25 protein-coding genes are annotated in these 24,048 nt (G+C 68.3%); 13 read left to right on the forward strand and 12 right to left on the reverse strand.

Features of this window, described 5'->3' with window-relative positions:
- Window positions 1–12: 12 nt before the first annotated feature.
- The gene (locus tag OHA68_RS17905) at window positions 13–786 is read right to left on the reverse strand and encodes an NAD(P)H-binding protein (protein WP_327108668.1); all 774 of its coding nucleotides are present in this window, start codon (window positions 784–786) and stop codon (window positions 13–15) included.
- A 361-nt stretch (window positions 787–1,147) separates the two neighbouring features.
- On the opposite strand from OHA68_RS17905, the gene OHA68_RS17910 reads away from it, so the two are divergent.
- The 3 genes from OHA68_RS17910 (at window position 1,148) to OHA68_RS17920 (ending at window position 3,232) form a co-directional block, all read left to right on the forward strand.
- Window positions 1,148–1,645, forward strand: coding sequence for a hypothetical protein (locus tag OHA68_RS17910; RefSeq protein ID WP_327108669.1), 498 nt, complete (start codon window positions 1,148–1,150; stop codon window positions 1,643–1,645).
- Window positions 1,646–2,557: a DUF4041 domain-containing protein gene (locus OHA68_RS17915; protein ID WP_327108670.1), complete on the forward strand. Its 912-nt coding sequence runs from the start codon at window positions 1,646–1,648 to the stop codon at window positions 2,555–2,557. It begins immediately after the preceding gene.
- A gap of 120 nt (window positions 2,558–2,677) precedes the next feature.
- Window positions 2,678–3,232 carry an SMI1/KNR4 family protein gene (locus tag OHA68_RS17920; protein ID WP_327108671.1) on the forward strand — a complete coding sequence of 185 codons (555 nt, stop codon included), beginning with the start codon at window positions 2,678–2,680 and terminating at the stop codon, window positions 3,230–3,232.
- 261 nt (window positions 3,233–3,493) lie between these two features.
- Here OHA68_RS17920 and OHA68_RS17925 read toward each other — a convergent pair whose 3' ends face one another.
- A complete protein-coding gene (locus tag OHA68_RS17925; RefSeq protein WP_327108666.1) occupies window positions 3,494–4,267 on the reverse strand; it encodes a transposase family protein in 774 nt (257 codons plus the stop codon).
- Window positions 4,268–4,870: 603 nt separating this feature from the next.
- Here OHA68_RS17925 and OHA68_RS17930 point away from each other — a divergent pair.
- Window positions 4,871–5,413 (forward strand): 2'-5' RNA ligase family protein, encoded by a 543-nt coding sequence (locus tag OHA68_RS17930; protein ID WP_327108672.1) that lies wholly within the window; start codon window positions 4,871–4,873, stop codon window positions 5,411–5,413.
- A gap of 12 nt (window positions 5,414–5,425) precedes the next feature.
- On the opposite strand, the gene OHA68_RS17935 is transcribed toward OHA68_RS17930, so the two are convergent.
- From OHA68_RS17935 to OHA68_RS17945, 3 genes are all read right to left on the reverse strand, one after another.
- Window positions 5,426–6,409, reverse strand: coding sequence for a serine hydrolase domain-containing protein (locus tag OHA68_RS17935; protein WP_327108673.1), 984 nt, complete (start codon window positions 6,407–6,409; stop codon window positions 5,426–5,428).
- Window positions 6,410–6,446: 37 nt separating this feature from the next.
- The gene (locus OHA68_RS17940; protein ID WP_327108674.1) at window positions 6,447–7,049 is read right to left on the reverse strand and encodes a hypothetical protein; all 603 of its coding nucleotides are present in this window, start codon (window positions 7,047–7,049) and stop codon (window positions 6,447–6,449) included.
- A gap of 183 nt (window positions 7,050–7,232) precedes the next feature.
- Window positions 7,233–8,117 (reverse strand): SGNH/GDSL hydrolase family protein, encoded by an 885-nt coding sequence (locus OHA68_RS17945; RefSeq protein ID WP_327108675.1) that lies wholly within the window; start codon window positions 8,115–8,117, stop codon window positions 7,233–7,235.
- Between the two features lie 396 nt (window positions 8,118–8,513).
- Between OHA68_RS17945 and OHA68_RS17950 the strand changes: the two genes are divergently transcribed.
- Window positions 8,514–9,170: an alpha/beta fold hydrolase gene (locus tag OHA68_RS17950; RefSeq protein ID WP_327108676.1), complete on the forward strand. Its 657-nt coding sequence runs from the start codon at window positions 8,514–8,516 to the stop codon at window positions 9,168–9,170.
- A gap of 70 nt (window positions 9,171–9,240) precedes the next feature.
- On the opposite strand, the gene OHA68_RS17955 is transcribed toward OHA68_RS17950, so the two are convergent.
- Window positions 9,241–10,311, reverse strand: a complete 1,071-nt coding sequence (locus OHA68_RS17955; RefSeq protein WP_327108677.1) for an SGNH/GDSL hydrolase family protein — start codon at window positions 10,309–10,311, stop codon at window positions 9,241–9,243.
- 64 nt (window positions 10,312–10,375) lie between these two features.
- A complete protein-coding gene (locus OHA68_RS17960) occupies window positions 10,376–10,846 on the reverse strand; it encodes a hypothetical protein (RefSeq protein WP_327108678.1) in 471 nt (156 codons plus the stop codon).
- A 272-nt stretch (window positions 10,847–11,118) separates the two neighbouring features.
- Between OHA68_RS17960 and OHA68_RS17965 the strand changes: the two genes are divergently transcribed.
- On the forward strand, window positions 11,119–11,964 hold the full coding sequence (locus OHA68_RS17965) for a helix-turn-helix transcriptional regulator (protein ID WP_327108679.1): 846 nt from the start codon (window positions 11,119–11,121) through the stop codon (window positions 11,962–11,964).
- Window positions 11,965–11,969: 5 nt separating this feature from the next.
- Here the strand turns inward: OHA68_RS17965 and OHA68_RS17970 are convergent, their stop codons facing one another.
- Complete coding sequence (locus tag OHA68_RS17970) at window positions 11,970–12,743, reverse strand: siderophore-interacting protein (RefSeq protein ID WP_327108680.1); 774 nt, start codon at window positions 12,741–12,743, stop codon at window positions 11,970–11,972.
- Window positions 12,744–12,885: 142 nt separating this feature from the next.
- Between OHA68_RS17970 and OHA68_RS17975 the strand changes: the two genes are divergently transcribed.
- Window positions 12,886–13,647 carry an AraC family transcriptional regulator gene (locus OHA68_RS17975; protein ID WP_327108681.1) on the forward strand — a complete coding sequence of 254 codons (762 nt, stop codon included), beginning with the start codon at window positions 12,886–12,888 and terminating at the stop codon, window positions 13,645–13,647.
- A gap of 64 nt (window positions 13,648–13,711) precedes the next feature.
- Here the strand turns inward: OHA68_RS17975 and OHA68_RS17980 are convergent, their stop codons facing one another.
- Window positions 13,712–14,773, reverse strand: coding sequence for an FAD-dependent monooxygenase (locus tag OHA68_RS17980; RefSeq protein ID WP_327108682.1), 1,062 nt, complete (start codon window positions 14,771–14,773; stop codon window positions 13,712–13,714).
- A gap of 64 nt (window positions 14,774–14,837) precedes the next feature.
- Between OHA68_RS17980 and OHA68_RS17985 the strand changes: the two genes are divergently transcribed.
- Both OHA68_RS17985 and OHA68_RS17990 read left to right on the forward strand, forming a co-directional pair.
- The gene (locus tag OHA68_RS17985; RefSeq protein ID WP_327108683.1) at window positions 14,838–15,422 is read left to right on the forward strand and encodes a TetR/AcrR family transcriptional regulator; all 585 of its coding nucleotides are present in this window, start codon (window positions 14,838–14,840) and stop codon (window positions 15,420–15,422) included.
- An 18-nt stretch (window positions 15,423–15,440) separates the two neighbouring features.
- Window positions 15,441–17,306, forward strand: a complete 1,866-nt coding sequence (locus OHA68_RS17990; RefSeq protein ID WP_327108684.1) for a BMP family ABC transporter substrate-binding protein — start codon at window positions 15,441–15,443, stop codon at window positions 17,304–17,306.
- Between the two features lies 1 nt (window position 17,307).
- On the opposite strand, the gene OHA68_RS17995 is transcribed toward OHA68_RS17990, so the two are convergent.
- Entirely contained in the window at window positions 17,308–18,153 is an 846-nt protein-coding gene (locus OHA68_RS17995; RefSeq protein ID WP_327108685.1) for a LysR family transcriptional regulator, read from the reverse strand.
- 131 nt (window positions 18,154–18,284) lie between these two features.
- On the opposite strand from OHA68_RS17995, the gene OHA68_RS18000 reads away from it, so the two are divergent.
- From OHA68_RS18000 to OHA68_RS18015, 4 genes are all read left to right on the forward strand, one after another.
- A complete protein-coding gene (locus OHA68_RS18000) occupies window positions 18,285–19,139 on the forward strand; it encodes an SDR family oxidoreductase (protein ID WP_327108686.1) in 855 nt (284 codons plus the stop codon).
- A 54-nt stretch (window positions 19,140–19,193) separates the two neighbouring features.
- On the forward strand, window positions 19,194–19,514 hold the full coding sequence (locus OHA68_RS18005; RefSeq protein ID WP_327108687.1) for a DUF5713 family protein: 321 nt from the start codon (window positions 19,194–19,196) through the stop codon (window positions 19,512–19,514).
- A 293-nt stretch (window positions 19,515–19,807) separates the two neighbouring features.
- Entirely contained in the window at window positions 19,808–20,401 is a 594-nt protein-coding gene (locus OHA68_RS18010; protein WP_327108688.1) for a pyridoxamine 5'-phosphate oxidase family protein, read from the forward strand.
- Between the two features lie 182 nt (window positions 20,402–20,583).
- Window positions 20,584–21,810 carry a family 16 glycosylhydrolase gene (locus tag OHA68_RS18015; RefSeq protein ID WP_327108689.1) on the forward strand — a complete coding sequence of 409 codons (1,227 nt, stop codon included), beginning with the start codon at window positions 20,584–20,586 and terminating at the stop codon, window positions 21,808–21,810.
- Between the two features lie 104 nt (window positions 21,811–21,914).
- Here the strand turns inward: OHA68_RS18015 and OHA68_RS18020 are convergent, their stop codons facing one another.
- Together OHA68_RS18020 and OHA68_RS18025 are read right to left on the reverse strand one after the other, a co-directional pair.
- Window positions 21,915–22,943, reverse strand: a complete 1,029-nt coding sequence (locus OHA68_RS18020; protein WP_327108690.1) for an aldo/keto reductase — start codon at window positions 22,941–22,943, stop codon at window positions 21,915–21,917.
- Between the two features lie 61 nt (window positions 22,944–23,004).
- On the reverse strand, window positions 23,005–24,003 hold the full coding sequence (locus OHA68_RS18025; RefSeq protein ID WP_327108692.1) for an AraC family transcriptional regulator: 999 nt from the start codon (window positions 24,001–24,003) through the stop codon (window positions 23,005–23,007).
- Window positions 24,004–24,048 lie beyond the last annotated feature (45 nt).

Consider the following 24,048-nt stretch of genomic DNA (forward strand, 5'->3'; position numbering starts at 1 on the left):
GAGCCTTCGTCGTCAGAGAACCTGCGGCGAATGATGGGCCAGGGCATGAGAAATGACCGTTTCGGCGGGCCTTCCGAGCACTCGCTCCAGATCAGGGGTCTGTCGTTCCAACGCGCCCGCGCGTACCTGGGCAGAGATCCAGCTCATGGGGCCCGGGCCGGCGTCCGGCACCTCGCGGTAGGTCACTTTCAGCGCCCTCGCTACTTCGGGATAGCTCCACAGAGGCCCGGTGAAGTCGTACGCCTGGCCCCCGTGCCCGTCGCCCGTCAGCACGTTCGCTGCCGCTTCGGCCAAGTCCGACCGGAATGCCGTGTTCAAGCTGCGGCCCCCGGTGCTGCTGGTGATTTCTCCGCTGGAGACCTGCGGGACGAACGCGTCGCTGTAGAAAGGATGACGCAACAGCGTGTACGGCAGACCGCTGTCAAGGATGGCCTGTTCGGTCGCGTGATAGGCCTCAGTCATGCCGGTGGCGACGGTATCGGCTCCCAGGAAGCTGGTGAAGACGATGGCGCCGACGCCGACGTCTTTGGCGGCGGCCACGGCGGCCAGGTGCTGCCTGATCCTGCGGGTGGAATTCAGTTCCGGGGAGGAGATCAGCAGGAGACGGTCGGCCCCGTCGAACGCCTCACGCAGACTCGCCGGGTCGTCGTAGTCGCCGCGCCGTACCGGAACGCCTTCGGGAGCCCGTTCGGGTTCACGCACCACGGCCACCACCTCCGCCCGGCTGCGCAGATGGCTGACGACGAGGCGGCCGAGCGCACCGGAAGCGGCTGAAATCGCGATCACTAAGACTCCCTTTGCGAACGGTCGCACCAGTGAACTCCCGCCCGGTGACGCCGCGCCACTCTTTTTCCGGGTCACGGCTAGAGCAGGGGCGCTCAAATGCCAGGAGTCGACGTCGGGAGGCCAAGCCCTTACGAGAGCAAGCCGCGGCACCGACAGCGGGCGCCGGCACCCGTCCCAGATGCGTGCCGGACTGATAGCGCAAGTCGTTCGGTGCTTGGAAGTCGGAACTCCGGCTCGCCGCACATTACATATTCGCCTCACACTGCACAGACGGCTCGGGATTCTCGCTTTTTGTAACTTTTTCGGTGCTCACAGCTATCTCACCTGTGTACGACTTGTCGTCCGCCCGAGAGGAGCGCTCATGCCCGAGTACCGGTTTAACTCTCCCCCTGGCTGGCCGGTCCCTCCTCACCGGTGGAAGCCTCCTCAGGGATGGCAACCAGATCCGTCATGGACGCCGGCTCCCTCAGGCTGGGAGTTCTGGATCCTTGAGGGGACCTCGGCTGCACCAGCCCCGAACCCACCACAGACACCGGAACGCAAGAGCGGAGGACTCTTCGGCGGCAAGAAACGACTCGAAGAGGAGAATGCCCAGCTACGCCAATGGGTGGAGCGACTGGGCGGCATGGACGCCATCCGCATCACAGCGATGACCGAGGCCCTACATATAGAGCACGCGGGACTACAGACCGCCATCGACGATGCCGCCCGACGCTTGAATGAGACAGAACGACGGGTCGTGCAGACCGAGGAGACCGTTCTGCTCCAAGAGGTGGGTGTCTACGAATACCGCCATCCGCTGAGCGACGCGGTGGCCTATAAGGACCGGCTCGCGCAGGTGAAGGCACGCATCAAGTAGATGGCCCGAAAAGGGCAGGCCGTCGTCGGCGCCACCAACTGGGAAGTGAACGGGTCAGCGGCGGAAGGACGCAAGATGGTGCGTGACTTCTCCAAGCTGATGCTGCGCGCCTACAACGCTGAGGCGGACAACTGCGTGCGAACCATGCGCCCGTACAAACTGCAGTCTGCGATCGATCGGCTGGAGAAGGTCGTGGAGACGATCGTCAAGCTGGGACGAACGATGCACATCCATGTCCATCCCGACTATCACCGTACGCGGATCCACGAACTGGAGCTGACGGCTGACCACTTGGCCAAGCAGGAGGCAGAGAAAGAACTCATCCGTGCGCAGCGCGAGCAGCAGCGCGAGGAGGAGGCCGCGCGCCGCGAGTTCGAGCGAGAGAAGGCGCGCCTGCGCAAGGAGGAGGCGCATTATCGGTCGGCGCTGGCCAAGCTGATGAAGAACGGCACCGCGTCCGCGGAGAGCGTGGACGAGCTGAAAGCCAAGCTGGAAGAGATCGGCGTGGCAGTCGCCGATGTCGAGGCCCGCGAAGCTAACACCCGGGCCGGGTACGTGTATGTCATCTCCAACATCGGCGCTTTCGGAGAGAATGTCGTGAAGATCGGCATGACTCGTCGGCTGGAGCCTGAAGACCGTGTACGTGAGCTGGGTGACGCGTCGGTGCCGTTCAGGTTCGACACGCATGCGCTGATCTTCAGTGAGGATGCGGTGGGCTTGGAGGCGCGACTGCACTCAGAGCTCAGCGATCATCGGCTCAACAAGGTGAACCTGCGACGAGAGTTCTTCCACGCGACGCCCGCCGAGGTCCGTGACCTGCTGCAGAAGATCGCCGGCCAACACCTCCTGGAGTACCGCGACACAGCCGAAGCACTGGAGTGGCGGCAGTCGGTCGCAACTGGAACCGGCTAGCCAACGTAGCGCCGCTCGGGCCCGCGGATGGGATAAACGTCCTCCAGTTCGTGGCGGTCTCGAGGCAGCACGGATTCGACGACAGCAAGTCCCTTCTCAACCGTCCGATCGGAGTCGATTATGTGGAACGCCGATCTCATCCATCGTCGGCTTGAGGAGATTCGGCGGCAGGATCCGGATCATAAGATTTTCGGCGCACAGCGCTATCAGTACCGTCTGGGGCCGCGACTCTCAACTCCGGAGGTCGCCGCGTTCGAGAGGAGAATGGGTGTCGAGTTGCCCGAGTCCTTTCGGACTTTTCTTACGGAGGTGGGTAACGGGGGAGCAGGACCCTCCTACGGGCTGTACGAGATGGACGAGGCCTTTCGCCTGGATGCGATGGAAACCCATGAGGGGCCGCTGCATTTCTTCACGACCCCGTTTCCTCACACGGCCGATTGGATTCCCCCGCTTGAAGCACAGCCGGAGGACTACCAAGAGGGCCACTGGGTCACCGGCTCCCTACTCCTGGCCGAGTACGGCTGCGGGGCATTCCACCGCCTCGTGGTGAACGGTGAGATAGCCGGGGAGGTCTGGTTCGACGACCGATGTGCTGACGCAGGCATAGTCCGCGAACGCAACTTCTTCGAGTGGTACATGAGCTGGCTCGACCGGCCTCATCGACACCTCTTCTGAACCGCCTCCGGCGGGGGCGCTCCGACCCCGGGATGATCTGCAGGAGCACGTCCAGGGCCCAGGTGGCTGGGGTAGAAGCCTGATCATCCCAGGTGGGGTGCGCGCAGTGTGCGGCATGTTCAAGTCGCAGGTGGCCAGGTATGCCGAGTACTCTCCGGCCATGGATTCGGTGTCGGTGTCCCAAGTCGGTAGGTGGTCAAGCTGCACACCGGCGAGACCAAAGAGTTGGGTGCCGATGGCTACACGGAACCTATTTCAGGCTCACGCGGCTTGGGCGACGCGATGGTTTTGAAGGACGGCGATGGCCTTGCGGAGGTGGCCCGCCTTTGACGGGCTGCAGCGGAGCTTTCGGAGGATCTTCCAGCTCTTCAGCTGGGCGTTCGCACGCTCGCCGGGTCCGCGGAGCTTGGCATGGGCGCGATTGGCCTGCTTCTGGGACTCGGGCTTGCCCTTGCCCTTGTACGGGGTGAGCACCGGGCCCTCGGCTCCCTGATACGCCTTGTCCGCCAGGGTGATGATCCCGGCTTGCTTCAGCGCACGCAGAATGCCCCAGATGCGGGCGGCGGTCAGATCGTGGGCCTTGCCGGGCAGGGCACCCGAGGTCCACAGGATCGTCCCATCCGGTGAGGCAATGACCTGCACGTTCATGCCATGCACACGGTGCTTGCCGGAGAAGTACGGCCGGTCGGCCTTGATCCGGTCGGTGCAGATCAGGGTGCCGTCCAGCACCAGGTAGTGCAGCCCGTCCTGCCGGGCCTTGCGCAGTGCTTGGCCGAGCTTGGGCGAGCGGGCCGACAGCAGCGCCACCGTCTCCTCCACGTATCGCCACGCGGTTGTCGTCGATACCCCGAAGCCGGCACCGAGCTCGGCGTAGGTCTCGCCCTTGCGCAGGTAGACCAGCACCAGCAGGGCCTGCCGACCGGGCTTGAGCCGCCGCCAGATCGACCTCATCGTCTTACGGTGCCTGCGGATCACCCCGGCCACGTAGTTCAGCGTCTGATGCGACAAATCGACGGCGGCACGATAGAAAAGCACCTGAAGCTCCTGGTGGCGACGGTGTGGATTGTGGTGATCAACCCGTCTACCAGGAGCTTCTTGCTGTCACCGGCCGAATCACGACATCGCAATCATCCTGCGACCAGGGCACTCGCCGCGGAACCTGGAAAAGGTTCACGGAAGCCGAGGGGTGTCTGATCTTTAGCGTCCTGGTCAATGCCACGGTCGAGGAGAAAGCCGAACTCGAAACCTTGTGGGGCGTTCGCTACGGACCTCAATGGAGCGGTGCGACGGTCGCCAAGATTCCCACTGGGGCGGTTGCCAGCGTCGAGACCAAGACCTCGTGATCCGACAAGGAATCTGGTCAGCGCTTGATCGTCGTGCCCTTATTGACCCCGCAACGAGGGGTCAATAAGGGTCGCTCACGCCCCCCGCAGTTCCGCTGACCAGGCAACCCAAGGTCAGGCCCACGCAATCACAGCAAATCCCAAGCTGTTAGCACGGGTTCGATTCCGTCGCTTGCCCGCTGCTCGGGCGTGCGGTCTGGGGCCGATTTCGGGCGGCGGCAGAGTCCCGGGCGTTCGGTATTGCGGCCCTGGATAACACGTAGCAACGTCCCGTGTGGCCTGACATTATCCGAGCATGTCGGACGACACTTCGGGACGGTACCGAGCAGGCGAAACGGCCTTGATCGCTGTGGCGGAAGAAGCCGAGCCATTGGTGGGGGGCTGGCGGCGGCGTTTTGACCCCTCCGCTTCGGCGGGGGTCCCCGCGCACGTGACCGTGCTCGTACCGTTTCTGGACGTCGAACGTATCGACACCGCAGTGATCCACGACCTCAGGGCGCTCTTCGGGAGGCACAGCCCTTTCGCCGTCCGCTTCGACGCATGCCGACGGTTCCCTGACGTGCTCTACCTTGCGCCGGTGCCTGACCAGCCGTTTCGTACGCTGACGGAGGCTGTCGTGGCGCGGTGGCCGGAAGCTCCACCCTACGGTGGACAGTTCAAGGAGGTCATCCCACACCTGACGGTCGCCCACGACCAGCAAGGCCAGGTGCTCGACGAGGTGGAAGCCGCGCTCACCGTACGACTGCCGGTGACTGCCGACGTCGCTTCGGTCAGTCTCTTCGTCTGCGATGGCGAGCTTTGGCACCCGTACGCCGAGTTTCCGCTACTCGTGGCGTGACAGTAGGTGTCGCTATCGGGCTTGGCTGGTACGACTCTGGGTTGTGAGTTCCTCGATCATGGCTTGGGTCAACGTGGCGGTGCGGTCTCGGTCGTCGTCCAGGGCGATGATGACGAAGCCGGCGCGCTGATCGGCGAGGCGGACGAGTTGTGCGTTCAGCCCGGCCCAGCTACCGCCGTGCCGGTAGATCCGCTGGCCTGCGTGCTCGCGGACGCCGAGGGCCCATGCGTAGTCGAGTTGTGTGCCGTCGTCCAGGTGGCCGGGCGTCTGCAGGAGTGCGGAGACCCTCAGTTCGTCGCGTTCAAGGGCCTGGTTCCAGCGGATGAGGTCCGGGGCTGTGGACCAGACCCCGCCGTCGCCGATCGACAGCGGTGCCGGGTAGTGCGAGTCGAGGGGTACGGCTCCGGGGGGATGCGGGGCCGGGCCGGACCAGTACTGGCTGCTGGTCATCCCGAGCGGGGTGAACACGTGCTCGCGGGCGAAGTCGGGCAGCGGCCGGCTCGCCGCGCGTTCGATGATGGCGGCCAGGCAGATGTAGCCGGCGTTGCAGTAGCGGTGTTCGGTCCCCGGTGTGCTGACGAGGTGGTCGAGGCGGGCAAGCGCGTGGATGACGCCGGCGGAGGTGTGGTCGAGCTTCGCGCGATGGAGATCGTCGAATTCGATGCCCTCGGGCAGACCGCTCGTGTGGGAGATCAGATGGCGCACGCGTACGGTGCCCGCCCAGGTGGGGAGCTCGGGCATCCACTGCGCCATAATCGATTCGGTGTCCAGTTTGCCCTGTCGCACGAGTAGAGCCGCGCAGGCGGCCGTGATCTGTTTGGACAGCGATGCGGTGTAGGCGATCGTGTCGGCGGTCAACGGCTCGCCGGCTGCGGTCCGTCCACTGGTCAGGAAGACAGGCCTTGTGCCGTCCTGCTGTACGCCGACCATGAGTGGATCGTGGACGCCGTAGCCGGCCAGGCTGGTCAACGCGGCGGTCCGGTCCCGCAGCCGCATCGCGGGTGCTGTTCGGTCGGAGCTCGATGGCATCCCTTCAGGCTGACCTTGTCGCGGTTCCCAGGCGGTTGTTGACCAGGTGTCGTTGTTCCGCTGACAGACCACGGGCCGTCATGGCCCTGTCCAGAAGATCTGGGTCGAAGCCCTGCGCTGCCAGGTGGTCGAGGAGGGGGTCGTATCGATCGGGCCGATCACGCAGGAGCTCTGTGGCCAGCCGTAGTTCCAGGCGCACCACAGGAACACGGTGTGAGCCACAGGTGATCAGGACGTAGTGCTCCCATGGGCCACGGCCGATGCACTCCATCCCGTCGGAGTCGGTCTCCTGCTCGACCGTGCTGATTTCCAGATGCACCTGGTTCACCTCGTACCTGGCGAAGTACTGCGAACTCTGGGGCAGCCACGATGTCGCGTACAGGCAGGGAAAGGACGATAGGGCGGCGGCGACCGTGTCGACATCTTCCCGCCGAGCCATCAAGAGGTCGACGTCTCCGACGGGAAGCTGTACGCCTTGCAGCAGGGCGGCGCTCGTGCCACCTACGCGGTAGTCCGGGGCGGCGCCCACGGCCCTCAGGGTGGTGAGAGCGGTCTCCAACGCCGACGTCACGTCTTTCAGCCCCAGAGACGCCTCACCAGATCCCATGACGATCAGCGTACCGAGCGCGGCCTTCCGCCGTCAGACGTCCCGAGCGACGATTGAAACCCCTGGTCGCAGAGTCGCCGGCGAGCCGTCTGCCGCATCCGGTGGGCACCGGCTGCGGCAGGGTTGTCGGACGATATCGGGCTCAGCTCGTCACCTGGGGCCGTAGCAAGCCCTTGAAGGGTTTTATCGGGGAGCGTCTTGCAGGATGAGGTTGGCCAGTGCGGCGTGGCCTTGCTGGTTGAGGTGGAGCACTGCGACCACGCCTTCCTGGCCGGCTCCGAGGGCGTCGAATCCCCGGTAGAACGGAACGGTCGACTCGCACAGCGAATGCCCCGCGAATTCTGGCCTGAGTGTGGTCGAATTCAGGTAAGGGCTGACGAAGTTTACGTTGATCCCGTCCGCCCTGGCGGATTGCGCGGCTTCAGACAGGGCCGCGTCCAGCGCCGCGAAGATCTGGCCGCCGCTTACGCGCTCCGCGTCGGTGAGCAGGCCGGCGCCACAGATCGGGTCGAGTGCCACGCCGGGTGGGTTGGGGGCGTTGCTGACGATTTTGCCGTACCCGGTCAGGATGATCTGGGCGCGCGGGCTGCGCTGCTGGATCTCGGCGAGTAAGTCGCCAAGGGTGGGCGTCAGCCCGGGAATGCGATTGAGGATCGCCGTGGTGGCCGTGCCTGTGCAGTTGCCCTGAAGGCAGGCCAGGCCGAATGCGGCGAGGTCGATATCGTTGCCGCCCACGGTCAGCGTCACCAGGTCGGTCTCCTGGTCCAGCGCGTCGAGCTGCGGCGGCTCCCCATTGAACGTCTTCCGCAGATCCGCGATGGCGGCGCCGCTGCAGGTGACGTTGTCGAAATTCACCTCGGTTCCACGATTTTTGAATTGTTCGACGATAAGCGTGGAGGCGGAGTTTCGACTGCGATAGCAGGTCCGCTCGGTGCCGGGCTCGTAATCCCCCGCGCCCGTACCGGCGGCGATGGAGTCACCCAGCGCCACCACGTTCAAACGTGATGTGACTTGAGCGCCGGCCGGAGCCGCCGCCCACATTAAGCCACCTCCCACGACGAAGCTCATGATACCTGCGATGAATCTACTGCGCGTGAGCATCGACAGTTCCCCCTTGTGATGACTGCCGTCGGGGTCTGACGGCGAGAGCATGATGCCATAAATCAAGCGACCGGCACGGCAATTCTCAAACCGACTTGACCGCCGCTTCCGCATAAACTTTCCGGAAATCACGGGAACCGAACCCGATTCTATGAAAAGGGTCACAACGCATCCGGCCGGCCTGTCGCTCGTTCTCATGGACGGGTAAGTCGATAAGTCAGGTGCCCGAGCTCTGATTTTCCTGTAGGGAACGATCCAATTCAGCACCGATGCGCGGCTGGGAGCGTCCAATGCTTCATGATCAGTGGGCCGGCCGGAGGGGATCGGCGATGAGTTTCCGGGCCGCCGCCGGTCATCATCATCATGACAACCTTCGTACTCATTCACGGCGGCGGCGGGAGCGGCTTCGACTGGCACCTGCTCGAAGCCGAGCTGCGCGGGCGTGGGCATGACACGGTCGCGGTGGATCTGCCGATGTCCGACCCGCGGGCAGGGCTGTGGGACTACGCGGATGCCGTCGTCCAGGCGATCGGCGAGCGCCGGGACCTGGTCGTGGTGGCTCATTCGTGGGGCGGGTTCGTGGGCCCGCTCGTCTGCGCGCGGGTCAAGGCCGCCGCGCTCGTGCTGGTGACCGCCATGATCCCGAGCCCTGGCGAGACACCGGACGACTGGTGGGAACGCAGCGGCCGGCGTTCGTCCGACATCGATGACGTCTACGAGCTCTACCTGCACGACGTTCCGCGTGAGCTGGCCGAGCGGGTGCTGGCCCACGACGGCGCGCTCACCGAGAACATGAGCATGGACCGGGCGAGTCGCGAGCCCTGGCCCCTGGCCGCCTGGCCGGACGTTCCGACGAGGTACCTGCTGTGCCGGGACGACCGCTGCTTCGTCCCTGACTTCGTGCGCCGCCATGTGAAGGAGCGACTCGGCATCACCCCGGACGAGATGCCCGGCAGCCACATGGTGATGCTGTCGCGGCCGGGGGAGCTGGCCGACTATCTGGTCCAGGTCCTGCCGTGACATCGCTGACGCCTCTGCCGCATCCGGTGCTCACCGGATGCGGCAGAGGCGGTCCAGGTGGGGGAGTACGTCAACTGTTGAGAGCCCGGATCCCCGTGGGCAGGGTCTGGCGCAGGATGAGCTGGGCCAGTGCGGCGTGGCCCTGCTGGTTGAGGTGAAGCACGGCGATGGGGCCTTCCTGGCCGGGTGCCAGAGCGTCGAATCCCCGGTAGAAGGGAGTGGTCGACTCGCACAGCGAATGTCCGGCGAACTCCGGCCTGAGTGCGGTCGAAGTCCGGTAAGGGCTGACGAAGCGTACGTTGATCCCGCTCGCCTTGGCGGATCGCGCGGCCCGGGACAAGGCTGCGTCCAGCGCCGCGAAGACCCGCCCGCCGCTTGCGCGCTCCTCCTCGGTGAGTACGCCGGCGTCACAGATCGGGTCGAGTGCCACGTCCGGCGTGTTGGGGCCGTCGGTGACCGCCCTGCCGTACCCGGTCAGGATGATCTGGGCGCGCGGGCTGCGCTGCTTGATCTTGGCTAGCAGGCCGCGAAGGGTGGGTGCCACACCGGGAACGCGCTCGAGGATCGCGGTGGTGGCCGCCCCCGTGCAGTCACCCTGAAGGCACGCGTTGCCGAATGCGGCGAGGTCGATATCGTTGCCGCCGACGGTCAGCGTCACCAGGCCGGTATCCCGGCGAAGTGCGTTGAGCTGCGGCGGCTCCCCCTTGAACGTCTTCCGCAGATCAGCGATGGCGGCGCCGCTGCAGGTGACGTTGACGAAATTAACCTTCGCGCCACGCTGCTCGAGTCTTTTGACGAGAATCGTGGAGGCGGAGTTACGACTGCGATAGCAGGTCTGCTCGGTGCCGGGTTCGTAATTCCCGGCGCCCGTGCCGGCCGCGGTGGAGTCACCCAGCGCCACCACGTTCAGACGTGGGGTGATCTGGGCGCCGGCCGGAGTCGCCGCCCCCAGTAAGCCACCGCCCACGATAAAGCACATGACACCTGCGATGATTCTGCTGCGCGTGGTCATCGACAGTTCCCCCTTCTGATGACTGCCGTCGAGATCTGACGGCGAAAGCATCCTGTCAGGGATTGCCGATGACCATGTAAAAGTCCGCACATGTGGCCGGTTCGGGATTCTGGCGATCAGGACGAGCATCTCGGCGAACCGTCAGGTCGACTCGGTCACCGGGGACAGCGCCGATGGCGGGGGGAGATCTGTGCTAGGCGAACACGTTGGTCAAGAATCCGATTGCCGCGAACACTATCGCCAGAATCACTGCCCAGATCAGATTGATGCCCATAAGGGAAAGCAGAAAAGTGTGTGCGCCCGCGATCATGGTCATGGTGAGGAAGGCGCCCAGGTCGGAGACCAATTCCCAGGAAAGAAAAACCAGAACGCCGGCGATCAGGCCGCTGATCAAGGTCAGGACCACGACGCCGACCACGCCCCAGAAACCGGGCGAGGGAGAGGCGGAGGCGGCATCCTGCGGGTTCTGGCTTTCCGTACGTTGGACGTACTGGGTGACCGTCACCGCGGGAGTGGCTCCCGAGTTTTCGGCGGCGACGTCCTTGTCGTGCTGCAAGGCGAACGCTGCCACGACCACGCCGACAATCGCAACGACAAGAGCAAGAATGGCGGCGGCTTCGGCGTAGACGGTAAGCCTTCGCGGCTTCGCAGGCTCGTCCGCCATGCTGGTCCTCACAACGGGAGAGCGAGTCGGATCTCACATCCTAACGAAAAATCGGCGGAATCGTCCCTGGAGCGGCGATCACCAGCACGGCTCACGCAGGGCGGTGACCGAGTGCGTGCAGAAGCAGGGGGACGTCCGCGTCGATGTCGGCCGGCGCCGTCGCTTGGTTCGCCGAACGCGGCTCGGGCTTCGTCGCCGGCCAGGCAGTCGGTCCGATGTCGTAGGACTGTCAGGGCCAGGACAACGCCGGCGCCTTCCCCGACACTGGAAATGTGGAGTCATGGGAGTTCGGCCGGATGGTGCGCCGTTGGCGGGACCGGGTCGCGCCGGAGACGATCGGGATGCCCGTGGGCGGGCGCCGCCGGGCGGCCGGGCTGCGTCGCGAAGAGCTCGCCGGGCTCGCGGGCATCTCGGCCGACTATCTGACCCGGCTCGAACAGGGGCGGGCGACCTCGCCCTCGGTGCAGGTCGTGGAGTCGCTCGCCCGCGCCCTGCGCCTGTCCGACGCGGAGCGCGACCTGCTCTTCCGGCTGGCCGGGCACGCCGCTCCCGGGCGTGACGTCGTTCCGTCGCGCGTCACGGCGAGCGTGCAGCGGCTGCTCGACCGGCTGGCGCACACCCCGGTCATCGTGTACGACGCCAGCTGGACGCTCGTCCTGGCCAACGCGCCGTACGACGCGCTCATGGGCGGGACCACGACCTGGCGCGGGATCGAACGGAACGCCGTCTGGCGCAATCTCGTCGGCCCCGGCACCCGGGTCATCCACAGCCCGGAAGTGCGCGCCGATTTCGAGGCGGGACTGGTCGCCGACCTGCGGCTGACCGCCGCCCGGTATCCCGGCGATCGAACGCTCAAGCGGCTCGTCAACGAGCTCACCGCGCAGAGCCCGCGCTTCGCCGAGCTCTGGCGGTCCGGCGCCCCCGAACTGCGCCAGGACCCGTCGAGGCGCAAGACCATCGATCACCCCTCGGTCGGCCGCATCACCCTCGACTGCGACATCCTCGTCGTCGCCGCCGACGATCTGCGCATCATGGTCTACACCGCCGAACCTGGCACGGAGGACGCCGAGCGCCTCGCACTCGCCATCGTTCTCGGTACGCAATCTCTCGTCGAATAGCGAGGTCAGCCGAGGCTGGTTCTGCCGTGTTTCCAGTAGCCGAGGAAGGCGATGTCGGATCTGGGGATGTCGCGGTCGTTGACGAGATGCCTGCGCAGGCCGGTGGGGAGCGCGGACTCGCCCGCGGCCCAGGTGTAGAAGGGACCCGGACGCAGGTGTGCGTCCTTCACGGCCTGGAGTGCGAGCGTGCCCGGCTTGGTGGCGGGATCGTTGCGGGGCAACCAGTGGATCCTGGCGTTCGCGGTGACCTCGTGGCGGACGTCCTCGTCGGCGGGGACTTCGAGGAACACCTCGGCGGGCAGCGCGTCGGCGGAGCGCTCCAGAATCGCGAGGACGGCCGGCAGCGCGCTCTCGTCCCCCACGAGAAGCTGCCAGGTGGCGTCGGGTGTGGGCACGTAGCAGTAGCCCTCGTCGAGGAAGCCGACCTGGTCACCGGGCTCGGCCGCCAGCGCCCAGGCGGACCCGGCGGCGGCGGGTGTGCCCGGGCTCTCCTCATGGATGACCACTTCGATGTCGATCTCGGACATCTCCGGCCTGAAGCGCCGGATCGAATACATCCTGACCCGTGGCCGCTTCGCGGCCGACAGGAGGGCGTACTGGCGCATCCACTTGTCGCTGCTCGGGATGACGAATCCGTCCTGGCCGGGGCGGGGGAAGAAGAGGCGGCCCGCCTGGTCGTACCCGGACCGATCGAGGTGCTGAAAGTCGTCTCCGCCCAGCGTGACGGACACGAAGTGCGGGCTGATCCGCTCGCGTCCCCGGACGGTCAGGTTCAACATCCGCCGATGGCGGGGGCGCCGGTATCTGGATGCCATCGCCATCGATCCGAGGCTAGCCAAGGGGTGCTCCGAGGGATGCGGTGTTCATGACGCCATCGTTCGCCTGTCGATGGGCGCCGCGCCACCGGTAAACTGCTGCCTGATGCTGGAAAGCCGCCAACCTCCCCCGACGCCTCTGCGCGGAGGGTGGCTCCCGCACGGTTTCCACCTCGGCGCCCACTCCCACAGTCAGGGCCAGTTGGTCTACCCGGCCTCCGGCGCCTTGGCCACCACGACCGAACGCGGGACGTGGGTCGCGCCGGCCAACAGGGTGACGTGGACGCCGCCGGGATACGCCCACTCCCATCGCATCTACGGCAGGACCGATGTCCGCCTCGTCGTCGTTCCCCTGGAGCTGTGCGCCGAGCTCGTGGCACACCCCAGCGTGTTCGCGGTGAGTCCCCTGCTGCGGGAGGCCCTCCTGGCGCTGACCGATCGGGGTGAGGTCCGCCCCGGCTCCTACGGACGACTGCGCGCGGTGGTCGTCGATGAGCTCGCCGTGGCCCCCGAGCGGTCCCTGCACCTGCCCGAACCCCGCGACGACCGGCTGCGGGCCATCACCGATCTCCTGCACGCCGATCCCGGCCGGGCCGTGACCCTGGCCGAGCTGGGACGGACCGTGGGCGCGAGCGAGCGCACCCTGAGCCGGTTGTTCCACACCGAGCTCGGGATGAGCTTCCGCCGCTGGCGCACGGTCCTGCGCATCCACCACGCCCTGATCTATCTCACCGACGGCCGGTCCGTGACCGACACCGCGATGGAGTGCGGGTGGTCCAACCCCACCAGCCTCATCGAGGCGTTCACCCAGGTCGTCGGCCAGACCCCGGGCCGCTACCAAGCGGAGCTGCGCGACGGCACGAAGTAGCCTTCGCCGGGCCGTCACGTCGGCGAAGCCGGCCCTGGTGACCGGACGTTGTACGGCCGCGGCTTCAGGCGTGCCAGAGCGCGGCGAGTCGCCGGGTGGCCAGGCGGGTCGGTACGGCGCGCAGTAGCAGGTCGCGGGCCCAGGCGGCGACGCCCGTCTGGGAGGTCAGCCGCGACTGCCGGGACGCCGCCCGCATGATGCGGTTGGCGCGGGGCCTGCGTTCGGCGTCGTAGCGCAGGAGTCGCTCGGCGACGTCCGCCGGGCCGGCTCCGGTCAGGTGGCGGGTCAGGGCGGCCGCGTCTTCGAAGGCCTGGCCGGCGCCCTGGCCGAGGTCGGGTGGCATGGCGTGGGCGGCGTCGCCGAGGAGCGCGATCCGGCCGGCCGTGTACGAGGACAGGGGCTCGGCGAGGCAGGTGATCGAGTCGACGTAGATGTCGGTGGACGAGGTGGCCTCGATCAGTTCGGTGACGAGAGGGTGCCAGTCGGCCATCAGGGACAGCATCTGCCGGCGTGCCTCGTCCGCGCCGGGCGGCGGGCCGTGCAGGGCGGAGTCGGTGAACCAGTACAGGCGGTGCTCGCCGACGGGGAACAGGCCGAACATCGCCCCGCTGCGCCGGTCGACCAGTTGGCAGGCGAGCAGGTCCGTGTCCAGACCGGCCGGGCGGGGCAGCATGCCGCGCAGGTCCATCCGGCCGGTCCGCCGCAGCCCGGGGTGGCTGGGGAAGAGGTGTCCGCGGAGCCTGCTGCCGATGCCGTCGGCCGCGATCACGGCGTCCGCCCGCGCGACGGGGACGCCGTCGCTGATCACGGTGACTCCGGTGGGGCCGGGCTCCAGGCGCTCGACCGGGATCCCGGTGCATACCAGGTCGTCGGGCAGCGGGGCGCGGAGCGTCCGGTGCAGGTCCGCCCGGTCGATGATGGCGGGCGTCCCGAGCATCTCGTGCCCGCGCAGGGGCGACCCGAGCGTGTCCAGCGCGCGGAGGCCGTTCGGCATGACCACGATCCCGGTGCCCGCCTCCCGGAGCTCGGCGCCCCGTTCGAAGAGCGTCACCTCGTGGCCCGCGCGATGCAGCCCCACCGCGGCCGCCACTCCGCCCAGCCCGGCACCGACCACCACGATCCGCATGCGTGTCCTCCTCATCAATTCACTACGATCGTACTAGTACGTCTAATTCGTTTAGCATGGCCGTATGCCGCCCGCCAATCCGGCCCGTCGCCGGGCCCTGACCGATGCCGCCATCGCGTTGCTGGCGTCGTCGGGGGTGCACGGTCTGACCCATCGCGCGGTGGAGAAGGCGGCGAACCTGCCGCCGGGGACGGCCTCCAACTACTTCCCCAGCCGGGAAGCGCTCCTGGTGGCCGCCGCCGAGCGCATCGTCGAGCTGCACCACGCCGACACCGACCGGGCCACCGACCGGCCCGCGCCCCTGGTCGACCTGCTGACGGAGTCGCTGTTCACGGCCGCGACCACACTCCGCACCCGCTACCTGGCGATCTTCGAGCTCCAACTGGAGACCGTACGTCGGCCGGTGCTAGCCGAGGCGCTCGCGGGCCTGCAGGCCGCGGCACTGCGGATCACCGCCGGACACCACGGCAAACTCGGCCTCGCCATCTCCAGCGAGAGAATCCCCACCCTGATCGCCCTCTACGGCGGCGCGCTGTTCACCCTGGTCACCGCGCCACCGGGCATCGTCACCAGGGACATGGTCCGGGACATGGTCCAGGCCATCGTGTACGGCTCCGTGCGCGAGGAGCCCGATCCCCTATCGTCGTAGAGATACGACGGAGGTGATATGCCGAAGTTACGGCCTGATGAGCCCGAGTGGGTGGGTGCCTACCGGGTGCTCGGCCGGCTGGGCGAGGGCGGGCAGGGGACGGTCTATCTGGCCGAGGCGCCCGAGGGCGGGCGGGTCGCGGTCAAGGTGCTGCATCTGCACCACGCGCTCGACGAGACCGCGCACCGCAGGTTCGTGCGTGAGGTGGAGGCCGCGCGGCGGGTGGCCGCCTTCTCGACGGCTCGCGTCATCGAGGTGGACATGGCGGGCGACCGGCCGTACATCGTGAGTGAGTACGTCGAGGGCGTGTCGCTGGATGTGCGGGTGCGCGAGCGCGGCGCGCTGGGTGAGGACGAGCTGGTACGGCTCGCGCTCGGCACGGCGAACGCGCTGGCGGCGATTCACGCCGCCGGGGTCGTGCACCGTGACTTCAAGCCCAGCAACGTGCTGCTCGGGCCCGACGGGCCGCGTGTGATCGACTTCGGCATCGCCCGCGCCTTCGACTCGTTCACCGTGACGAGCAGCGGCATCATCGGCACGCCGACGTACATGTCGCCCGAGCAGATCTCCGACATGCCCGTCAGGGCCGCGGCCGACATCTTCAGCTGGGCGAGCACCATGGTGTTCGCGGCCACCGGACGGCCGCTGTTCCAGAACAACGGCGTGCCCGCCGTCCTCTACTCCATCCTCACCTCGGCCCCCGACCTCACCGGGGTGCCCGCGGTCCTGCGCCCTCTACTCGAACGCTGCCTGGACAAGGACCCGGACCGGCGTCCGAGCGCGGCCGACATCATGCTCCACCTGGTGGGCCAGGCTCCCGCCCGGTCCGACGAGACCACGTTCCCGATCGGCCCGCGGCGCAGGCGACGGCGGGCCGTGGTGGCCTCGGCCGGCGCCGTGCTCGCCGTCGCGATCTCCGCCGGCGTCTGGCTCTGGCCGTCCGCCTCCTCCGGACCCCCGCCGGCCACGGCGAGCAAAGTGGGGTTCGTCATGGATGTCGGCGGGCGGCATGACGGGTGGTTCAACGAGTCGGCGTTGCCGGGCATCGCCCGCGCCCAGGACGAGCTCGGCCTGTCCGTCAGCGAGGTGGAGGCGGTCGCGGGCGAGAGCGAGGCGGTGAAGGCCGAACGGCTGCGCTCGCTCGCCCGCAGCGGCCACGATCCGATCCTCACCATCGGATTCCCGTACTCCCAGGCGGTCAGGGTGGTGGCGGCGGAGTTCCCGAAGGTGCGCTTCGCCATCGTCGACAGCCGGGAGAAAATGGGGCCGAACGTCACCAACCTGGTCTTCAACGAGCAGGAAGCCGGATACCTCGCGGGCGCGGTGGCGGCCCTCACCGCCACGAAGAAGATGGTCGGGTTCATCGGGGCGGTCAAGGGTGAGCCGGAGGTGGAGCGCGTGGCCGCCGGGTTCGCCGCCGGGGTGAAGGCGGTCGACGCGGACGTCCGGATCGCCACCGCGTACGTGTCCGTGGCCCCTGACTACAGCGGATACGACGATCGTGGGAAGGCCCAGGCCCTGGCCGGTCGCCTGCTCCGGGCCGGTGGCGAGGTGATCTTCCAGGCGGCGGACAACTCGAACCAGGGGATCACCCGGGCCGCCCATGACGCCGGCGCCCTGGTCATCGGCGCGGACGCCGACGAGTCCAAGGGCGTGGACGAGGAGTTGCGCCAGGTCTTCGTCACCTCGATCGTCAAGCGGATCGACGTCGTCGTCCTCGACTATCTGCGCTCCGCCGCCGCGGGCCGCGTCCAGTCCGGGCAGAAGGAGTACGGCGTGCGGGCCGGCGTCATCGACTATCTCCCGACGGGCACCGGGCTCACCGCCATCAGGGCCCGGCTGGACGAGATCAAGCGGCGGGTGGCCGACGGCGGAGTCTCGTAGCTCACGTCGCCGAGAATGTGGCGGCGCGGACGAGGGCCGCGGTGGCCGGTGATCGGGACTGCTGCGGCCAGGCGATGGCGAGGGTCGCGGGCGGGGTGTCCGGGAGGCTGAGGTAGGCGACGCCCGGCCGGGGGTAGCGGGCGACGATGGACTCGGGCAGCAGGGTGATGATCTCGCCGAGTTCGACGAGTTTGAGCAGCTGGGGCAGGTCGCGGATGCCGTACTCGTCGACGACCTGATCGAGGAACCGGCGGAGCTCGTCGGGACGTACCGGCTCGGAGATGGGCAGGCCGAGCTCCGCGAAGCGGGCGTGGCCGCGTGCGGCGAGCGGGTGTCCGGCCGGGACGGCGGCGACGCGCGGCTCGACGGCCACCGTCTCGAAGTCGAGGCCGGTCTGGTCGAACGGCACGTAGATCAGGGCGGCGTCGGCCTCGCCCTGGCGCAGCAGGGCCGGTTGCTCGCCCCACCCGCACAGCCGGATCGTGACCGGGAGCGCCGCGGGGTCGGCCGCCAGCCGGGTCAGAATGGCATCCAGCAACCCGGCGTCGCTGTCGGCCTTGACCGCCAGGACCAGTTTCGGCTCGGTGGCGGCGGCGCGCTGGGCCCGCCGCGCGGCGGCCCGCAGGGCTTCGAGGGCGATGCGCGCCTGGTCGAGCAGTACGGTCCCGGCCGGGGTCAGGGTGACGCTGTGCGTGGTCCGCTCGAACAGCGTGACGCCCAGCTCGGCTTCGAGCCGGCTGATGGTACGGGACAGGGGCGGGGAGGAGATGCCCAGCCGTTCGGCCGCGCGGGCGAAGTTGAGCTCTTCGGCGACGGCGACGAAGTGACGCAGCGGTCGTGATTCCATGGCCCGCCTCCGATCGGTATGTCCCGCAGGGTAACAACCCGGAGCCCCGCGATCCTTCCCGTGCGGTGGCATCGCGCGGCATGGTCTGACTGCGCGCCCAGCACCTGGGCGGGTCGCCGAGTGGAGGAACCATGATCATTGTCAGCGGTGCGAACGGGAAGCTCGGGCGGGCGGTCGTGGAGCGGCTGCTCGACCGGGTCGCGCCGGAACGCGTCGGCGTGTGCGTACGAGATCCTGAGGGGGCGCGGGAGCTGGCGGAGCGGGGGGTTCGGGTCCGGCGGGGGGACTTCGCCGACGCGTCGAGCCTTGAGCACGCGTTCGAGGCGGCGACCCGGGTGCTCGTCGTGTCGGTGGACACGCACGGTGAGACGGCGGTGCGCCTGCACCGGACGGCGATCGACGTGGCGGCCAAGGCCGGGGCCGAGCGCATCGTCTACACCAGCCACATGGGGTCGAGCCCCTCCTCGCTCTTCGGGCCGATGCTCGATCACGCCGCCACCGAGGCGGCGCTGGCGCGATCGGGGGTGCGCTTCACCAGCCTCCGCAACGGCTTCTACGCGACGTCGGCGCTCATGCTGGTCGGCACGGCTCTCCGGACGGGCGAACTGGCCGTGCCCAAGGACGGCCCGGTCTCCTGGACCTCCCACGACGACCTGGCCGAGGCGGCGGCGATCGCGCTGACGGAGGACCTTCTCGACGGTACGACTCCCGCGCTCACCGGGGCGGAGGCGATCGACATGACCGGCGTCGCGGCGCTCGCCTCCGAGCTGACGGGCCGGACCATCCGCCGGGTCGTCGTGCCGGACGCCGAGTTCCGGGCCGGGCTGGTCGCCCACGGGGTCCCGGAGGGGGCGGCGGACCTGCTCGTCAGTATGTTCGCCGCGAGCCACCAAGGCGAGTTCGCCCAGGTCGACCCGGCCCTCGGCCACCTGATCGGGCGGCCGCCGGTGCCGCTGCGGGAGGTGCTGGCGCCGGCGATCCCGTAGTTGTCGGTGGCGTGGTGCAGGATCGGCACACCCGATCACCCCGAGGAGACCAGAGTGCCGCCCACCAACCAGCGCATAACCGGCTACAGCTTCCTTCAGGCCATGCACCGGGACGGCTTCTTCCCTGACCACGTCGTCGACCAGGGCAGAGGGATCCTGCTGCGCCTGTGCGAGCGGATCGAGGCCGAGCGACCGTCCGACCTCACAGCGCTCTACGTCCTCACCCACGCGGCCACGGAAGAGTTCAACGAACTGGAGGCCGACATCGAGACCACGGCCCGGGAGGAGATCGCCGAGGACTTCTGGTTCGTGGCCCAGGCGTACGGCTTCGCGGACGCGGACGCGGAGGAGCTGGTCGCGACCCGCGACTGGTGACGCACGGGTTCACGGACGGCTTTGCGCAAGAGCGTCGAGGTTCCCTCGGGCCTGTCTCGCCACATCGGGATGGGGGTCCTCGGTGAGGATCCGCAGGACGGCTTCCGGTGTGGCGTCACAGGTGGCGAGCCACCACCGCACGTCGACCGAGCGATCATAAGCAAGCCTACCTGTGCGGCGGCTACGCCGATTACATCAGCGGCGCCACCATCCTCGTCGACGGCGGCGCTGTCCGCTTCGCCGTGTGATGGGCCGTGGCTTCGGACTTTGACGATATCCGGAGATAATCCGGTATGGGGAAAAGCTATGAACGCATTGACGGGCGGTTGCGGGAGTTCATCGAGGCGCAGCCGATGTTCTTCACCGCGACGGCGCCTCTGTCGCCGACCGGTACGGTCAATCTGTCGCCCAAGGGGCTGACCGGGTCCTTCGCGGTCATCGACGAGGTCACCGTGGCCTACCTCGACTTCGCCGGCAGCAACGCCGAGACCGTCGCCCATCTGCGGGAGAACGGCCGGATCACCCTCATGTGGTGCGCCTTCCAAGGCCCGCCGAACATCGTGCGCGTCCATGGGCGGGGCGAGCCGGTCTTCCGGGACGACCCTCGTTGGAACGATCTGATGGCGTACTTCCCCGACATCGACTCCGGCCTGCACGGGCTGCGGGCCATCATCGTCGTGCACGCCGAGCTCATCCGGGACACCTGCGGTTACGCGGTGCCGTTGATGGCGTACGAGCAGGATCGGGATCTGCACAGTCGGCGCTTCGCCCGTGAGGACGACGAGTCCCTGAGCGCCTACTTCGAGAAGAAGGAGCACGTGGCCGTCAGCATGGACGGGTTGCCCGGCCTCCCGCTGCCGCTGCCGCCGGCCCCAGAACGTGGATGACCTGACTCCTATAAATAATAAGTAAAGCTTCTTATTGACAAGCGCGGTGACCGGGGTGTTACATCCTCTCAATCAGGCAGTAAAGGTCCTCCCGGCAAGCACAGTCGGCGCACGCCCCGCACCCCCGTGACGGCGTGCGGCGGGAAGCCCGTGCCCCGCAGGGCCACAGACCGGAGGTCTTCATGCGCAAACCCCGGCTCCTCCTCACGGCCACGGCCCTGCTCCTCACCCTCACCAGTGGCCTGGTCGGCCTCACGAGCAACGAACCGGCGCAGGCCGCCATCGGCCCCGTCACCTGGGCCGACGAGTTCGACAAACCGGCGGGGACGCCCCTCGACAACGCCAAGTGGAAGTTCGACACCGGTGGCGGCGGCTGGGGCAACAACGAGCTGCAGTACTACACCAACTCCACCCGCAACGTGCAGCACGACGGGCAGGGCCGGCTGGCCATCACCGCCCGCCAGGAGAACCCGTCCAACTTGCAGTGCCACTACGGCACCTGCCGCTACACCTCCGGCCGCATCCTGACCGCCGACAAGTTCAGCCAGGCGTACGGCCGCTTCGAGGCCAGCATCAAGATCCCCAGGGGCCAGGGCATCTGGCCGGCGTTCTGGATGCTCGGCGGCGGCGACTGGCCGAACACCGGCGAGATCGACATCATGGAGAACGTCGGCCACATCACGAACACCGTCCACGGCACCGTGCACGGCCCCGGCTACTCCGGCGGCGCCGGCATCGGTGGCAGCCGCACGGTGGGCGCGCCGCTGGGCGACGCCTTCCACACGTACGCGGTCGACTGGTCGCCCAACCTCATCGTCTGGTACCTGGACGGCTCGGAGTACTTCCGCATCACACCGGCCGGCATCCGCGGCAACCGGTGGGTCTTCGACCACCCGTTCTTCATGATCCTGAACGTGGCGGTCGGCGGTAACTGGCCGGGCAACCCGGACGGCAGCACCTCGTTCCCGCAGACGATGCTGATCGACTACGTCCGCGTCTCCGCCTGGACCAACGACAACCCCGGCACCGGCACCGCGCTGCGGTCCAACCTGAACGGCCGCTGCATCGACATCCCCGCGGCCAACCCCGTGGACGCCGCCCGACTGCAGATGTACGACTGCAACGGCACCGCCGCTCAGCAGTGGTCCATCAACGGCGACGGCACGATCCGCGCGATGGGCAAGTGCATGGACGCCGCGGCGGCCGGCACCGGGAACGGAACGCCGATCCAGCTCTACACGTGCAACGGCACCGGTGCCCAGCGCTTCACGCTCAGCGCATCAGGCGACCTCGTCAACATCGCCGCCAACCGATGCGTGGACATCGTGGAGCGCAACACCGCCAACGGCGCGCAACTCCAGCTCTGGGACTGCGCCGGCACCCCCAACCAGAAGTGGACCCGTTCCTGACAGCACCGAGCCCCTCTCCGCGGACCCAACCGCGGGGAGGGGCTTTTCGGTGATCAGAGCCGCATGAGGCCGGCCGCCCAGCGGCGCAGACCATGGGACCCCGTTCAGGAGCGGACGGCCATGGGGAAGCGGTCGGCGGGCCGGCCCTGGCCCCAGTCCGGGTAGGGGACGGGGAGGGCGCCGGCGGCGTCGAGCTCCTTCAGGTCGTCGTCGGTGAGCCGCACATCCACGGCCGCCAGCGTGTCGGACAGCTGGGCGGGGCGGCGGGCGCCGACGATGGCGCTGGTGACGCCGGGCTGGGCGAGCGTCCAGGCGATGGCCACCTGGGCGACGCCGGCGCCGTGCCGCTCGGCCACCACGCGCAGCGCGTCGACGATGTCGTATCCACGCTCGGGGTCGACCGGCGGGACATCGGCATGCGCCCGCCGGCTGCCGGCGTCACCGGCGCCGGTACGGTCGAACTTCCCGGAGAGGAAGCCGCCGGCCAGCGGGCTGTACACCAGCGTGGCCAGCCCGCGGTCCACGGCCATCGGCAGGATCTCCCGCTCGATGTCGCGCCCGGCGAGCGAGTAGTACACCTGCTGGGAGACGAACCTGCTCAGGTGGTGGAGGTCGGCGGCGCCGAGGTACCTCATCATCTGCCAGGCGGCCAGGTTCGACGCGCCGATGTAGCGGATCTTGCCCTGCCGGACCGCGTCGTCGAGCGCGCCCAGGGTCTCCTCGGGCGGGGTGAGGGGGTCGAAGCTGTGGATCTGGTAGAGGTCGATGTGGTCGGTCCCCAGGCGGCGGAGGCTGCCCTCCAACGCCTTGGTGACCCACGACCTGGACAGCCCGACCTCGTTGGGGCCCTGGCCCATCCGCCCGAAGAGCTTCGTCGCGAGGAGGACTTCCTGCCGGCGGGAGCCCAGCACCCGGCCGAGGATCTCCTCGCACTCGCCGCCCGCGTAGATGTCGGCGGTGTCGACGAGGTTGACGCCCGCGTCGAGGGCCACTCCGACGATCTCGTCGGCGGCCTTGTCGTCGAGCCCGCCGATGATGTTCCACGGCGGGGTGGTGCCGCCGCCGAAGGTCATGGTGCCCAGCGCCATACGGGAGACGAAAACTCCCGTGGCGCCCAGTCGTTCGTACTGCATGAGCTGCCTCCCCCTGTTTCCTGCGTCAACGCTAGGGTTCGGCAGGTGGAGGGGGCCATCCTCAGGCGTCTGCGAAACTTACGAGATGCTCTGCGGACCCGTTCAGGCTCTTCAGCGCAGGCGCCGCCGCCATCGGGTCGGCCCGGTAGCGTCCCGGCGGCACTCCGACGATCCGCTTGAAAGCGGCGCTGAACCCGGCCTCCGAGGCGTAGCCCCACTCGGCGGCCACCGACGCCACCGTACGGTCGCCGGTCAGCAGCTCCCTCCCCGCGGTGTGCATGCGCCAGCGCAGCAGATACTCCAGCGGCGGCATCCCCACCAGCTGCTTGAACCGGGCCGCGAACGCCGCCCTCGACATGCCCACCGCGTGGCCGAGCTCCGCGACCGTCCACCGCCGGGCCGGCTGCCGGTGCATGAGCACCAGCGAGCCACCGATCCGGGCATCACCCAGCGCACCCAGCCAGCCGTACGGCATCGCCCCGGCCGGGTCCTCGACCAGTGCCCGGACGGCCTGCAGGAACAGCATCTCGGCGAGCCGCTCGATCATCACCGGCGCGCCGATCCGGACCCGGTCCGCCTCTTCCAGGATCAGTCGCAGCAGCGGCTGGATCGCACGGGCGGGTCCCGTACCGGCTCGGATCGCCGTCAGGAGCGGCAGTCCGGCGAGCAGCGCGGCCACGGTGGGGTCGAGGAAGTGGACGCTGGCGCCGAGGAGGAGGGTGGGATCCGCGTCCGCGCCGGGTGCGCCGAGCCGGACGATCCGGGTCCCGGCCGCCTGGAAGATCCGCTGCCCGTCGTCCAGGGGCGTGGCATGCTCGTCGGCCACCTGGAACCACCGGTAGCCGGACATCAGGAAGCAGTCGCCGGCCGAGAGCCGCAGGGCCGGTTCGCCGTCCGCCCCCAGCACGCAGGAGCCGGTGAGCACGGCGCCGATCTTGATGTGCTCGTGGGCGTCGAAGCGCAGCCCCCAATGGCCGGTGGCCTCGACCCCTGACAGGTGCGTGACGCGGACGTTGAGCGCCGCCAGCACGTCGAGCAGCGGGTCCGGCATCTCTTCCATGTCCGTCGAGAATACTGTCGCTCCGTCCTGGAGTGCCTCGCCCGC

Source organism: Nonomuraea glycinis (assembly GCF_035920485.1).
GTDB lineage: Bacteria > Actinomycetota > Actinomycetes > Streptosporangiales > Streptosporangiaceae > Nonomuraea > Nonomuraea glycinis.

What these genes read in the sequence shown, in the direction of transcription:
- OHA68_RS17910 (WP_327108669.1), top strand. Translation starts at nt 1,148, where the DNA reads ATGCCCGAGTACCGGTTTAACTCTCCCCCTGGCTGGCCGGTCCCTCCT.
- OHA68_RS17915 (WP_327108670.1), top strand. Translation starts at nt 1,646, where the DNA reads ATGGCCCGAAAAGGGCAGGCCGTCGTCGGCGCCACCAACTGGGAAGTG.
- OHA68_RS17920 (WP_327108671.1), top strand. Translation starts at nt 2,678, where the DNA reads ATGTGGAACGCCGATCTCATCCATCGTCGGCTTGAGGAGATTCGGCGG.
- OHA68_RS17930 (WP_327108672.1), top strand. Translation starts at nt 4,871, where the DNA reads ATGTCGGACGACACTTCGGGACGGTACCGAGCAGGCGAAACGGCCTTG.
- OHA68_RS17935 (WP_327108673.1), bottom strand. Translation starts at nt 6,409, where the DNA reads ATGCGGCTGCGGGACCGGACCGCCGCGTTGACCAGCCTGGCCGGCTAC.
- OHA68_RS17940 (WP_327108674.1), bottom strand. Translation starts at nt 7,049, where the DNA reads ATGGGATCTGGTGAGGCGTCTCTGGGGCTGAAAGACGTGACGTCGGCG.
- OHA68_RS17945 (WP_327108675.1), bottom strand. Translation starts at nt 8,117, where the DNA reads ATGAGCTTCGTCGTGGGAGGTGGCTTAATGTGGGCGGCGGCTCCGGCC.
- OHA68_RS17950 (WP_327108676.1), top strand. Translation starts at nt 8,514, where the DNA reads ATGACAACCTTCGTACTCATTCACGGCGGCGGCGGGAGCGGCTTCGAC.
- OHA68_RS17955 (WP_327108677.1), bottom strand. Translation starts at nt 10,311, where the DNA reads ATGCTCGTCCTGATCGCCAGAATCCCGAACCGGCCACATGTGCGGACT.
- OHA68_RS17960 (WP_327108678.1), bottom strand. Translation starts at nt 10,846, where the DNA reads ATGGCGGACGAGCCTGCGAAGCCGCGAAGGCTTACCGTCTACGCCGAA.
- OHA68_RS17970 (WP_327108680.1), bottom strand. Translation starts at nt 12,743, where the DNA reads ATGTTGAACCTGACCGTCCGGGGACGCGAGCGGATCAGCCCGCACTTC.
- OHA68_RS17975 (WP_327108681.1), top strand. Translation starts at nt 12,886, where the DNA reads ATGCTGGAAAGCCGCCAACCTCCCCCGACGCCTCTGCGCGGAGGGTGG.
- OHA68_RS17980 (WP_327108682.1), bottom strand. Translation starts at nt 14,773, where the DNA reads ATGCGGATCGTGGTGGTCGGTGCCGGGCTGGGCGGAGTGGCGGCCGCG.
- OHA68_RS17985 (WP_327108683.1), top strand. Translation starts at nt 14,838, where the DNA reads ATGCCGCCCGCCAATCCGGCCCGTCGCCGGGCCCTGACCGATGCCGCC.
- OHA68_RS17990 (WP_327108684.1), top strand. Translation starts at nt 15,441, where the DNA reads ATGCCGAAGTTACGGCCTGATGAGCCCGAGTGGGTGGGTGCCTACCGG.
- OHA68_RS17995 (WP_327108685.1), bottom strand. Translation starts at nt 18,153, where the DNA reads ATGGAATCACGACCGCTGCGTCACTTCGTCGCCGTCGCCGAAGAGCTC.
- OHA68_RS18000 (WP_327108686.1), top strand. Translation starts at nt 18,285, where the DNA reads ATGATCATTGTCAGCGGTGCGAACGGGAAGCTCGGGCGGGCGGTCGTG.
- OHA68_RS18010 (WP_327108688.1), top strand. Translation starts at nt 19,808, where the DNA reads ATGGGGAAAAGCTATGAACGCATTGACGGGCGGTTGCGGGAGTTCATC.
- OHA68_RS18015 (WP_327108689.1), top strand. Translation starts at nt 20,584, where the DNA reads ATGCGCAAACCCCGGCTCCTCCTCACGGCCACGGCCCTGCTCCTCACC.
- OHA68_RS18020 (WP_327108690.1), bottom strand. Translation starts at nt 22,943, where the DNA reads ATGCAGTACGAACGACTGGGCGCCACGGGAGTTTTCGTCTCCCGTATG.
- OHA68_RS18025 (WP_327108692.1), bottom strand. Translation starts at nt 24,003, where the DNA reads ATGGAAGAGATGCCGGACCCGCTGCTCGACGTGCTGGCGGCGCTCAAC.